This is a genomic window from Marinifilum sp. JC120 (assembly GCA_004923195.1).
In the GTDB taxonomy this organism is placed as follows: Bacteria; Desulfobacterota; Desulfovibrionia; order Desulfovibrionales; family Desulfovibrionaceae; genus Maridesulfovibrio.
This window is the reverse complement of sequence record RDSB01000014.1, coordinates 14,027-26,599: the sequence shown is the minus strand read 5'-3', so window position 1 is coordinate 26,599 and position 12,573 is coordinate 14,027. Positions and strand designations below refer to the sequence as shown.

At 49.4% G+C, this 12,573-nt stretch carries 10 protein-coding genes, 1 tRNA gene and 1 other RNA gene; 11 read left to right on the top strand and 1 reads right to left on the bottom strand.

Annotated features, from left to right (window positions below; translation table 11 throughout):
* Positions 1-21 precede the first annotated feature (21 nt).
* From D0S45_13975 to D0S45_13965, 3 genes are all read left to right on the top strand, one after another.
* Positions 22-2,097, top strand: a complete 2,076-nt coding sequence (locus tag D0S45_13975; GenBank protein TIH13720.1) for a glycosyltransferase — start codon at positions 22-24, stop codon at positions 2,095-2,097.
* 140 nt (positions 2,098-2,237) lie between these two features.
* Positions 2,238-3,896: a glycosyltransferase family 2 protein gene (locus D0S45_13970; GenBank protein ID TIH13719.1), complete on the top strand. Its 1,659-nt coding sequence runs from the start codon at positions 2,238-2,240 to the stop codon at positions 3,894-3,896.
* A gap of 20 nt (positions 3,897-3,916) precedes the next feature.
* A complete protein-coding gene (locus tag D0S45_13965) occupies positions 3,917-4,687 on the top strand; it encodes a YkgJ family cysteine cluster protein (GenBank protein ID TIH13718.1) in 771 nt (256 codons plus the stop codon).
* Positions 4,688-4,836: 149 nt separating this feature from the next.
* Here the strand turns inward: D0S45_13965 and D0S45_13960 are convergent, their stop codons facing one another.
* Positions 4,837-5,487: a CPBP family intramembrane metalloprotease gene (locus D0S45_13960; protein ID TIH13717.1), complete on the bottom strand. Its 651-nt coding sequence runs from the start codon at positions 5,485-5,487 to the stop codon at positions 4,837-4,839.
* 195 nt (positions 5,488-5,682) lie between these two features.
* Between D0S45_13960 and rfaE2 the strand changes: the two genes are divergently transcribed.
* From rfaE2 to D0S45_13920, 8 genes are all read left to right on the top strand, one after another.
* Entirely contained in the window at positions 5,683-6,189 is a 507-nt protein-coding gene (gene rfaE2 / locus D0S45_13955; GenBank protein ID TIH13716.1) for a D-glycero-beta-D-manno-heptose 1-phosphate adenylyltransferase, read from the top strand.
* A gap of 142 nt (positions 6,190-6,331) precedes the next feature.
* Positions 6,332-6,407, top strand: a tRNA-Met gene (locus tag D0S45_13950).
* 211 nt (positions 6,408-6,618) lie between these two features.
* Entirely contained in the window at positions 6,619-7,428 is an 810-nt protein-coding gene (locus D0S45_13945) for a Nif3-like dinuclear metal center hexameric protein (GenBank protein TIH13715.1), read from the top strand.
* Positions 7,429-7,558: 130 nt separating this feature from the next.
* Entirely contained in the window at positions 7,559-8,314 is a 756-nt protein-coding gene (locus D0S45_13940) for a hypothetical protein (protein ID TIH13714.1), read from the top strand.
* A gap of 66 nt (positions 8,315-8,380) precedes the next feature.
* Positions 8,381-8,745: RNase P RNA component class A (gene rnpB / locus D0S45_13935), an RNA gene on the top strand.
* 262 nt (positions 8,746-9,007) lie between these two features.
* The gene (gene ispD, locus D0S45_13930) at positions 9,008-10,198 is read left to right on the top strand and encodes a 2-C-methyl-D-erythritol 4-phosphate cytidylyltransferase (protein TIH13713.1); all 1,191 of its coding nucleotides are present in this window, start codon (positions 9,008-9,010) and stop codon (positions 10,196-10,198) included.
* A 9-nt stretch (positions 10,199-10,207) separates the two neighbouring features.
* The gene (locus tag D0S45_13925) at positions 10,208-11,095 is read left to right on the top strand and encodes a hypothetical protein (GenBank protein TIH13712.1); all 888 of its coding nucleotides are present in this window, start codon (positions 10,208-10,210) and stop codon (positions 11,093-11,095) included.
* A gap of 9 nt (positions 11,096-11,104) precedes the next feature.
* A complete protein-coding gene (locus D0S45_13920) occupies positions 11,105-12,562 on the top strand; it encodes a cysteine--tRNA ligase (protein TIH13711.1) in 1,458 nt (485 codons plus the stop codon).
* The last annotated feature ends 11 nt before the right edge of the window (positions 12,563-12,573 follow it).

Below are 12,573 nucleotides of genomic sequence, written 5' to 3'. Positions count from 1 at the left end.
GAAGCGTTTCGGAGTTGTCTAATGCTCGGTAAGAGTGTCCCTGTTTTTTGCTATCATGCCGTCTGTGAAGAAGACGGTCATTCCCCTGCCACCTTTGCTTCTCATCTTGATATGATGCTGGAGATGGGCTTCAAGACCATCACCGCTGAACATCTTTTTGAAATCTGCATGGGTCGCAAACCCATTGACGATAATTATGTGGTGCTCACTTTTGATGATTGCCACATCAGCAATTGGATCAACGTGGTACCCCTGCTGGAAGAGCGGGGTATGACCGGGATCTTTTTTGCGGTCAGCGATTTTATCGACAAGGGTAAGATCAGGTCCGGGGAGGACGTTAAAGAAATTTTGCCCATGCGTGATTCTTTCATCAGGGCACTTTCTGAAAACGACAATTCCCAGTTCATGAACGAGGCGGAACTCAAATCGCTGGTTCATGATAAGGGCATGGAAGTCTACGCCCACACCTGTCGTCATCAGGGCTGCTTTAAAGATTTTCGTTTCCAAGGAAATTTTTCCGCAGATTCCCATTGGTCCACATGGGCTGTTTATCGCAAATTTAATCCTGAACTGCCTACTTTTGATTACGGCAGCGCGTTCGCCTATAACGGATTATGGCCTCAGTTTCGCAAGGGCAAAGTCTCTTTCAAGCGTCGTTCTGATGATGAAAGGCGCAAGTTTATCCGCGAAGATTTCAAACGCAGTCTCGATAAGATTAAAAAAATTAATGGCGCGCGCCGTCAGTTCTTCTGCTGGCCGTGGGGCGATTTTGACTCCATTGGAATGCAGGAAGCCGCCGCAGCCGGATTTTCCGGGACCTTCACCCTTGAGCGTTCCGCAAACATGCTTGGCACCGATCCCATGCGTATCAACCGTATCGGTGTAGGCAGCAGTAAGGACGTCGCTTGGATCAAGAAACGGTTGCTCATGTATTCCAATGAAGCTTCAGCTATGGTCTGCTTCAAATTTTTCACCAAACGCAATGATATCGGCAAGGTGCTCTACATCACCGATACGGAAAAGCTTTCCGGCGGCAGCAGGCAGCTTATCAACAGTGCCCGGGCCATGCGTCAGGCCGGTCTTGGCGTAGTTGCTGTGTTGGCTCCCGGTTCCAAGCTCATCCCGGAACTGGAAGAGCTGGGCGTGGAAGTTATCATTTTGGATGATTTCAAGAACATGCTCACTGCGGCAACTTTTCTGTCCCATGTAATTGAAGAGCATCAGGTGGATGTGGTCCATACCTATCACAACCGCGCGGTCAAGATCGGTTGCATTTCCAAGGGATTGTCATTGCTGGGCGGGCGCAAATTCAAACTTTTCTTTAACCGGGGCGTTATCTACAAGCCCAATCCGCTGGCACCGATATTTTCGCTCATCGGTAACGGATATATCTGCAATTCAGCCAAGAGCCGTGAAGTTCTGCTCAAGCATGGAGTTCTGCCTAAGCGGGCGCAGGTGGTCTACAATTCCTTTGTGGGCGGGGGCCGCAAGCCTAAACGGGCAGCGGAAACTTCCATCATCTACGTGGGTAATGAGGGTCATGCCAAGGGGCCGGATGTTTTCATCAAGTCCGTAGACCGTCTTCTTGCGCAGGATAAGTGCGAAGGCGTGCGTTTTATTGCCGTGGGCATGGAAGACCTTTCCGCCTACCGTGATGTTGCTTCTGCGGCAACTCTGAAACGTATTGAGTGTCCCGGTTACATCTCCCATGAGGAAGTGGTCAAACTGCTGGCGACCTCGCATATTTACGTCATGAGTTCGCGTCAGGAATCCATGCCTAACACCCTGCTGGAAGCTTTCGAGTGCGGGCTGGCCGCCATCTGCACCAATGCTGGCGGAACAGGCGAACTTATCCGCGACGGGGTTAACGGTTTTCTATGTGAAGTGGAAGATACCGAAGCTTTAGCTGCGAGTATGAAGAAGCTCATTGGAGATGCGGAATTGCGCAGTGAAATGGGGCGTCTGAACCGCAGGATCGTGCGTTCTTTCATGTCCAGCACAGCCAAGGCTCAGTCTTTGCTGAAAGTCTACTCCTCTTTGCCTGGAGACAAACCACAGATTGCTTTGCCGGATATTGACGGGTTGATTAAGAAGTAGTTTTTAGTGCCATATTGGCTATGCATGAAGGGAAGAGTGATTTGAAGCTCTTCCCTTTTTACTTGGGGTGTTGTGGATCATATGCCTTTTGGTTAACGTGGGTTGGAAATTATCCATCCGTTAGTGAGAAGGGAATATACATGGGCAAACTTTACAGCGATACTTACTGGTCTGATATGCACGAGCCTGTGCGCCGCAAGCTCTTGATCGGTTCTGTGGGGGCGAAACATCTTTTTGAAATCGGAGTGCACGCTCTGGAGTCCGATCCGCAGCTGGGCGTTGAATTGTTGTTAGCGGCCTATGTATCTAATCCTCTGGATGGAAATATGGCTGCACAGCTGGCCCAGATCGAAGGCTTGCTTCCACTTTTTCCTGCCTCAGTATCTTCTTGCCTTAAGGGCATTGTTGCCCTGTGGGATAAGCCCGCGAATCTCTCCTATTTTATGCGCATCGTATCTAAGCGGGATGATGAAAAGGTAAAAAAGTACATTCTTTCTTCCCTTGAAAAGGAACCGGGCAATCTCTTCTGGATACAGCAGGGCTTGGTTCATGCCGGGGCTTTTGCGGATTTTAAATTCGGACAGGAGCTTCTGTCCGGGGAATTCCCAGCTGAGATCATCCCGGCAATCAATCTTAGTAGAGCTTTTTTTCATTACATGGGCGGCAATGCTGCCGAAGCTTTTCCGCTGCTTATGTCCGCTTCTGATGTATTCGGTTTGCATAATATTGCCCATCTTGTTGCTTCAGTTGCTCTTAAGCTGGATGAGCGCGAAACAGCTACGTCAATTCTTGCCGGGGCTGTGGATGGGCAGCCGTGGCGGGTTTCAGAAGCCATGCGTTTGCATGATCTGGCTTGCGGGCTGGACGAGAAAACTGTTCCTTTGCCCGGAAGTCTGGCTATTCTTCTTTACTGCTTTAATAAGGCTGAAGAACTGGATGCGACCCTTGCTTCTTTACACGCATCCGAGCTGCACGGGGCTACAATTTTTATGCTTGATAACGGCTCGTCAGACGGAACAGCCGAGATCATTAACAAGTGGCAGTACGAGTTCGGTAAGCAGATGGTGCGCATTGATCTGCCTGTAAACGTAGGAGCTGCCGCTGCCCGCAATTGGCTCATGAAGGAACCACAGGTTCAGGAATGTGATTTTGCGGTCTACCTTGATGATGACGTCGAAGTGCAGCCGGATTGGATTTCCCGTTTTGGTGCGGCGGTTGATGCTTATCCCGAAGCCGGGGTCTGGGGTTGTAAGGTCTTGGATCATGCCGCTCCGGCAGTAATGCAGTCCGTGGATTTGCATGTCATCCAGCCTGTGGGTGATGAAGGCGAGGGGCCGGAAGTTGATTTGACCAAGATTGCGCCTAATCCGTTTCGTTGTTCGGACCTGCATCTCTATCTTTTAGACAGCGGATATTTTGATTTCATGCGCCCCTGCGGTTCGGTTACCGGGTGTTGTCATCTGTTCAGGACACAGAAGCTGCTTGACAACGGAGGCTTTTCCCTGTTCCTTTCTCCGTCGCAGTATGACGATCTGGAGCATGATTTGCGCAGTTGCCTGAAGGGTGAATATCCTGTTTATCAGGGACATCTGCACATCTTGCACCGCAAGCGGACCGGTTTTGCCAGTTACAGCAATGAAGCACAGAAAGGCAATGCATTGGGTAATAAATACAAAATGCAGGCCATGCATCCGCGGAGCGAAATATTGCAGATAATGGCTGATGGAGAGAGGCTTCTTCAGTCCGACCTTGATAAAAAGATGCAGTATCTGGTGCGGAAGGGGATTCTGGCCGGATAGACAAATACAGGGAGAGGGCCATGTCCGACCACGATCAAACCCAAGATTTTCTTAATAATCTGCCTGAACTTGAACCCGGTAAGACTTTCGGCTTTGCCTGTCATCCGGGAGTTCGCTGTTTCAACGCCTGTTGCGGTGACCTCAATCTGATGCTCACCCCTTACGATGTACTCCGTCTGCGCAAAGGGCTGGGGCACGATAGCAAGAAATTTATTCACAACCATGCAGAGATCACCCGTACACCCAGTGTCGGCTTTCCCATGTGCAAGTTGCGCATGCTCGACAATGCCAAGCGCAGCTGTCCTTTCGTACGTGATGAAGGTTGTTCCATTTACGAAAACCGTCCCGGTGCCTGTCGTACCTATCCTCTTGGCCGTGCTTCACGCATGAGCGAGGAGGGTGAGACTATTGAGCAGTTTTTCATCGTGCAGGAACGGCACTGTCGCGGATTTGAAGAAGATAAGGCTTGGACCAGCGATGAATGGCTTAAAGATCAGGGTCTTGAACCATACAACGAAGTTAATGACCGCTACATGCGTATCATGAACCGTGCCCGTAAGGCCGGAGTCGTTCTTGATGAGCGCAAGTTGAACATGGTTTTTCTCGCCCTTTATCAGGTGGATAATTTCATGAATTTCATCAAGGACATGAACGTATTCTCCCGTCTTGATATTTCTGAGGAACGCCAGCAGGCTATCCTTAATGACGAGGAAGAATGTCTCAGCTTCGCCCTCGATTGGGTAGAGCTGATCGTACTCGGTTCTTCTGAGAATTTATCGCCTAAGGCATAGGAATGCCTCCGGCGGCCCTTCGGGGACCAAAGAACCCTTTGGAAAGGGTTCTCTGGACTCTCCTAAACTTTTTGTTAGGCTTCGCCGTGTGGCTAGATAAATAGTGCTAGATTAGCCCGTAATACTATAAAATATTGCGGGCTTTTATCTTACAGCCCCCAAAATTCCACAGCCTTTCCTGAAAAAGATAAATAATTAATCACATAATGCGCGATGATGGTCGGGTAGATTGATCCTGTGCAATACATGCAGATCATGAGCCCTGATCCTGTTATAGCGGTTGCGATTATGGCGACCGGCCCCTGTGACCAGTGGATCAAGCCGAAGATCAGGGCTGAGATCAGGAAAATTTTGTGGATGGAATAATTCCGTTCTTTGAGGGCACTGAAAGCAAACCCGCGAAAGAGTACTTCTTCGGATATGGCGACCAGCGCAAGGCCAAGAGTCATGTCCAGCGTGTAGAGCGGTGATTCCGGGCTGATAGGGATAGACCCCAGCCGCAGGGGCGGCAGCAACTTGGACCAGAGTGCAAAGCCCGGTTCATCAAGGCATAGGCCGAGAATTGTTATGCCCATGGTCCAGAAGATTAGCTGTCTGAAGGGTAAAGGCACAAGGCCGAGGTCCGCACGGCTCAGTGTTTCTTTTTTCAGCAGACAGAACAGGAATCCCAGTGGGATAATTTTCGCCCCATAGTCAATTGCCAGCCAGAGCAGTTCATGTTTAATGAAAATATTGTTGAAGTCGTTTAGATAGAACGGCAGGGCGGCAAGGATCAGGATTGTAATTTTGTTGTTGATCAAGCTGATTGCTCCTTGCCAAGTTATGATTGCTGATTATTAAAGTCTATGACGGTTTGTCATGCAACACGGCGAAGCCTTATTAAAAGTTTTTGGGATGCTTAAGACCTTTTTTCAAAAAGGTCTTAAGCCGCCGGAGGCAAAATCTTTTGATCAAAAAGCGCGAAGCGCATCAAATAATTTCCCGGAGATAATACATTGTCCGAACAATTAAATATAGAACTGAACAGCCCCAAGATACTCTCTGCTGATGAATTTGCAAAGATCAGGGCTGATTTTTCTGCTGACCGTAAAATTGTTTTCACCAACGGTTGCTTTGATATTCTGCATGCCGGACATGTGGATCTGCTCTCCCGTGCCCGTGAGCAGGGAGATCTGCTTATTCTCGGCCTGAACAGCGATAAATCCGTGCGCTCCATTAAAGGCGAAAAAAGACCTGTGACCGGACAGCAGCAGCGTGCTTTTGTCCTCGCCGGGCTGGCCTGCATTGATTATGTGATCTTTTTTGACGAGGACACACCATACAATCTGATCAACAAAGTGCAGCCCGATGTGCTGATCAAGGGTGGGGACTGGTCCGTGGATAATATTGTGGGACGTGATATTGTTGAGGGAAGTGGCGGAAAGGTGCTTTCTTTGCCGCTGTTACCGGGGTATTCAACAACTTCAGTTATACGCTATATTCGTGAGAATGAGATAGAATAAGATCATTGACTCGCAATGCATCGGTTTTAAATGTTTTGTTTTTATGCTAGTTGTTATTCTCCTGTTTGAGGAATTGATTTTTGTTTAAGTGTTGACAAGGTGATAATTGTTGGGCTATTAAGCTCGACTCGCTTAGCGAAACGGGCCAATAGCTCAGTTGGCAGAGCCCCCGGCTCATAACCGGATGGTCCCAGGTTCGAATCCTGGTTGGCCCACCACTAATATCATATGGATGCATATCAAAAAATAATCCAGAATCTTTACGCTTTCTAACCTAAGAAAGCAGTTGTGCTCCCGGGGGACAGCCCTTGCGGGAGCATATTATTTTATTGTATTTTGATGTGTTGAAGTTGATTACGAGCGGAAATAATTGAACATCTTCCCTGTGCGGCATTGAGCGACCGCGTAAGTGGGTATATGGTGACCGTTATGAAGACAGCAGAAGTTATCAGCAGGATCGAGTCACTTGTTCCTTCGGGGTTTGCTGCCCCTTGGGATAATTGCGGTGTTCAGATAGCGGGACCGGAAAGAGATGTGGCAAAGATTGCCGTGGCCCTTGATCCGTTGCCGCAGGTTGTTTCCTCAGCCCTTGAATGGGGGGCGCAGTTTATTCTGACCCATCATCCGTTGGCTATTGAAGCAAAGCTGCCTGCAAAGCTGGACTGGTTTCATGATGTAATGAAGCAGGTCTTTTGCGCAGAGGCGACTCTTTTTGCTTCGCACACCTCGTTGGATGTGCAATTCAAGGGAGCTGTCTCGTGGCTTGGGCGTGAGCTTGAGCTTGAGAATCTGCGGGTGCTTGATCAGGTTGCGGAAAACGAGGCCGGTGATATACTTGGATACGGATGTATCGGCGAGTATTCCTCTCCGGTTGTTTTCGCGGATTTTGTTGAGCGTGTTTCGCAGCTTGCCGGGTGCGGGGTAGTGGCCCTGTGCGGTCCGGAACCTGAAAAGGTGGGTTGTGTAGCCATGTGTCCCGGCTCAGGGTCTTCGTTCATGGATAAGGCTTTTGGTCTTGGAGCGGATGTATTCATTACCGGGGATGTTAAGTACCATCCTGCGCAGGAAAGTGTGGGCGCGGTACTTGATGTGGGGCATTTTTCTCTGGAAGAAGAAATGATGCGCCGTTTTTCCGTTCTTCTCGGAGAAGATATCGGAAAAGAAGTGGAAGTTAAATTTTTCGGCGGACGCAATCCTTTTGCCTACCATGTGCAAGGGGAAGGCGTCCGCAGGCCCTGAAATAGCGGGCTGTCATGACAAAAGAGAATTCACAGGACCGTAGAGGCCTTACGGGACTGTATTGTTAAGTTTCCGAACATCGATGTGGCGGAGGCCTTTATAAAGGCCGTCCGCAAAAGGGGACCCCATAATGTATGAAAAACAGATAGAACAGCTTGTTGTTTTACAGAAGGTTGATGACGATATCCTCCTTCTTGAAGCGGAAATCGATCAGGCACCCAAAGATGTGGCTGCCCTTGAATCCCGCAAGGAATCCCTTGAAAAACGCAAGTTACAGCTGACCGAAAAGCTTGACCTGCTCATGGAGCAGAAGAAAAAGCTCGATACCGAAATCGAAGAAGATTCCGTTAAGGTTAAGAAGAGCAAAAGCAAGCTGATGCTGGTTGGTACTACCAAGGAATATCACGCCATGATGCGCGAGATGGACAACCTTGAAAAGTTGAACAGGCTTCGCGAGGAAGAGAAGGTTACCGTCCTTGAAGAAACCGCCCGTCAGACCGAACTTAAGGCTGACATTGACGGCAAAATCAAGGAACTGGACGAAGAGCTGGAAGAAAAGCGTACCGGTCTCAAGGAAAAACTGGCTGCAGCTAATAGTAAACTGAATAAACTCACCAAGCGCCGCAACAAGGCTGGCGATGTTGTGCCCAAGCCTATTCTTGGTCGTTATGAGTTTATCCGTTCCCGTCTTTCCCATCCGGTTATCGTACCTGTGGAAGAGGCTGTCTGCGCTGGCTGTAACATCATGATTCCTCCGCAGGAATACAATGTTTTGCAGGAAGGCAAGCAGATTCTCAGCTGCCCCAACTGCCAGCGTCTCATTTACTGGATTGAGCATATTCCTGAAGCTGCAAAGCCTAAAGCTCTCCGTAAAGACGAAAAATAGTTTTAATTGTCTTCGGTTCATCGCCGGGGGCTTAACTCTTTTTTATAAAAAGAGTTAGATATCTTAGGAGTTGGACGGATCATCGCCGCGGCATTTATGCCGGGGAGGAAAGTCCGGGCTCCAAAGGGCAGGGCGCTGGGTAACTCCCAGCGGAAGTGATTCCGGGAAAGTGCCACAGAAAACAGACCGCCCCGGTGATTATTCATCGGGGTAAGGGTGAAACGGTGGGGTAAGAGCCCACCGGCGGGCATGGTGACATGTCCGGCCAGGTAAACCCCGTCCGGAGCAAGACCAAATAGGGAAGTGTTTGAGGCCGGCCCGGCCGAGCTTTCGGGTAGGTTGCTTGAGGTGTATGGTAACATGCATCCTAGAGGAATGATGATCATCCGTTTCGGCGGATACAAGACCCGGCTTATAGTCCGACTCCTCTTTTATTGTATAGATTAAAAAGGGGCAGCCTTAGGGCTGCCCCTTTTTTTTTATATTTTTCGTATGATTTGACGATTTGCCAATCATGCAGGCGAAGCCCTACTAAAAAAGTTTGGGATTCTTGCATTAGCCCTTAGGCGAGTGGTCCTCCGCGAGTCTTAGGGATAACGACAGTGGAACAAACCCTTTTCAAAGGGTTTAAGCCGCCGGCGGCAAACTCTTTCGATCAAAAGCGCGTAGCGCATCTAAAAGGATTTAAAAAGTATGAGTAACTCCGGTGAAACATGGGCCGTACTGCTGGCAGCAGGCAGCGGCACCCGTCTGGCAGAGGCCGTAGGCGGGGTCAAAAAACAATTTCTTGAATGGAAGGGCCTTCCGCTCTTTTGGCATTCCGCAATTACATTTTCCAATACTCCCGCTGTTTCCGGTATAATCTTTGTGTTTCCCCCCGATCAGGTAGAGGAGATGCGAGAAGTTGTGGCTAAGCTGGACGGTGCTGACTCCCTTGGCATGCGTTTTAAGGTGACAGCCGGGGGTAAGCGCAGGCAGGATTCCGTATTCAACGGCTTGAATGAACTGCCTTCAGGGTGTACCCATGTGCTGGTTCATGATTCCGCGCGTCCTTTTGCCTCGGTGAAAATGGTCAGTGGAATTATCGATCGTTTGCGTTCCGGTGATGAGGCGGTCATTCCCGCAGTGGATGTAACTGATACCATCAAGGAAGTGGAAGACGGAATTGTTGAGAAAACGTTAGTCCGCTCCCGTTTGAAAGCAGTGCAGACCCCGCAGGGCTTTGCGTTGCCGACCCTTTACGCCGCTCATAAGCAGGCGGACGATGAAAGCTGGGATGTGACCGATGATGCTTCCATGGTGGAAATGGCCGGAAAAAATGTTCATATTTGTGAGGGAGAAGAGGGTAACATCAAGATGACCAACCCCGAAGATTTAAAGAAGATCGAAGGTGATAAGCGGACCATTCCCTGTGTGGGCTGGGGCTACGATGTTCATAAATTCGGTGAAGGGCGGCCCATGGTGCTGGGCGGCGTGCCTATTGCCGGTGGACCGCAAGTCATTGCCCATTCTGACGGCGATGTGCTGCTTCATGCTTTGTCCGATGCTATTTTGGGATTATTCGGTGGCGGTGACATCGGTCATCATTTTCCGGATACTTCTGCTGAGTGCGAAAACATGTCCAGCGGGATTATTCTAAAAGAAGTTCTGGTCAAGTCTGAGGAAGCCGGGGTGGAGATCGTCCACGTTGATTTGACTGTAATCAGCCAGATTCCCAAGCTTTCACCGCACCGGGAGCTTATCCGCAAGAATATAGCTTCGGTCATGGGGCTGGATAAAGCGCAGGTCAATGTGAAGGCCACCACCGAAGAGAAGCTCGGCTTCACCGGTGAGAAAAAAGGCATCAAGGCCGTTGCTGCGGTCACTGGACTAAAACAGATTTAAGGGCTGAACATGAGCGGGAAATTCTTTTTGAAATTAACTCTGACGCTGGCTCTGCTTATTGCAGTTGCTGCCGGGGGATATTTCAAACTGGAAGAGATCTCCGCTGCCAAGGTTCGTGAGGCCGCTGCCCGTCACGCTGATCTGGTCCGGGTGGATTTTGAACGGGCTTTGATCAATCCTTTTGATAAGTCCCTGCATGTCTGGAATATGGATTTCCGTTTTGCTACCGGAGCCGGGTGCACGGTCCGGAAGCTGGAAGTGGAATCGCTTGATCATGAACACAGCCTACCTCGTTATTTTCGGGGAAGGATTCAAGGTGTGTCCGTCCCGGTTGAGTTTGTTAATCTGGGAACTTTGGCCCGTGATTTCCGGAAAATGGGTTATGAAAAACTGGATTTTGACCTATTTGCCGACTACAGCTATGAAGACGAAACCAAGCGGTTGTCAGTAAAGTCTATAAATTTTGACGGTGCGGACCTCTGCAGGGTCAGTGCGGGATTCAGTCTCGGCGATGTCAGCCTGCAAGGTCCCGGAATAAGTGGTTTTATCGGAACCAGCATGCTTGACGGTTCACTTGTCTGGCAGGATTTGTCCTTTACGGAAAAAGTGGTGGCTTTGTCTGCTGCGAGCGAAGGAGTCAGACCGGAAGTTTACCGGGAAAAACTGCTTGAGTCCCTGCAACTGGAAATGCAGGAGGCCAGAAGTCTTGGTAATGGATATGCTGAAAATTTCTATGCTGAGCTTATTAAATTTTTAGAAAAACCCGGAAGACTGGTCGTCAGGGTTGAGCCTGCGGAACCTGTGCCCCTACTTTATATGTTCATGGGACGCAGCTTTGATGAACTGCTTGACCTTTATGGCATTACGGTCGAGGCAAATTTTTATTCAAGAAAATAAGGAGTGGCTATGCGCCTTTACAATACACTCAAACGGAAGAAGGAAGAGTTCGAACCTCTGAACGGCAACAAAGTTAATCTTTATGCCTGCGGAATTACTGCTTACGACCTCTGCCATATCGGGCATGCCCGCTCTTCCGTTGTTTTCGATATTCTGGTCCGTTACCTGCGTTTCAAAGGTTACGATGTTACTTTCGTGCGTAACTTTACCGATATTGATGACAAGATCATCAACCGGGCCAATGAGACCGGGGTTAGCGCCATTGAACTTGCCGAAAAATTTATAGGCGAATTCTACGTGGATATGGATAAGCTGAACATTCTGCGTGCGGATATTGAGCCCAAATGTACAGAGCATATTCCGGAAATGATTGAGTTGACTGAGACCCTGATCAAAAAGGATCACGCCTACGCTACCCCTTCCGGTGATGTTTATTTCAAGGTTCGTTCTTTTGATGATTACGGAAAGCTTTCCGGCAGGAACATCGAAGACTTACAATCCGGTGCGCGTATTAAGCCCGGTGAGGAAAAACAAGATCCCCTTGATTTTGCTCTCTGGAAAGGAGCCAAGCCCGGCGAACCTTCCTGGGAAAGCCCATGGGGCGAAGGCCGTCCCGGCTGGCATCTTGAGTGTTCGGCCATGAGTGAAAAATATTTCGAGCTTCCCTTTGATATTCATGGCGGTGGACAGGACCTCAGTTTTCCGCATCATGAAAACGAAATTGCCCAGAGTGAAGCGGCCACAGGCAAGGAAATGGCTCGTTTTTGGGTTCACAACGGTTTTGTGCAGATCAATTCCGAGAAAATGTCCAAGTCTCTTGGTAACTTTTTCACCATCCGGGATATTCTCGATAAATTCATGCCCGAAACTCTGCGCTATTTTCTGTTGACCATGCATTACCGCAGTCCCCTTGATTTTTCCTTTGAAGCTTTGGAAGAAGCTGAAAAAGGCATCCGCCGCGTGTATTCCGCGTTGGAGCAGACCGGGGAAGCTTTGCAGAAAGCCAAATGGTCCAAGGCTGCATTGCCTGAAGAAGTTCTGGCTGAGATTGCAGATGCGGAAAAGGGCTGGGCCGAGGCCATGGAAGATGACATGAACACCGCCGGAGCAATGGGGCACATGTTCACCCTGATCCGTCTGGCCGGACGCATTGGCGAGGAAAAAGCATGGCGTAAGTCAGAAGGCGGACGCGACGCATGGACCCGCATCCTTGAAGATATGAAAAAATGGGGTGAAGTGCTCGGTATCTTCTCCCGCGATCCGAAGGAATTCCTTGAAGAACTTAAGCTCTGCATGCTTGAGCGTAAGGGAATTGAGGTCGCAAAGGTTGAAGAATTGATGGCTGCCCGTAAGGAAGCGCGTAAAGACAAGGATTTTGCCCGTTCCGATGAAATCAGGGATGAACTGATTGAACTCGGTGTCGAGGTTAAGGATACCCCGCAGGGAGCGGTCTGGACTGTTATTTAGAACTTTTGTCT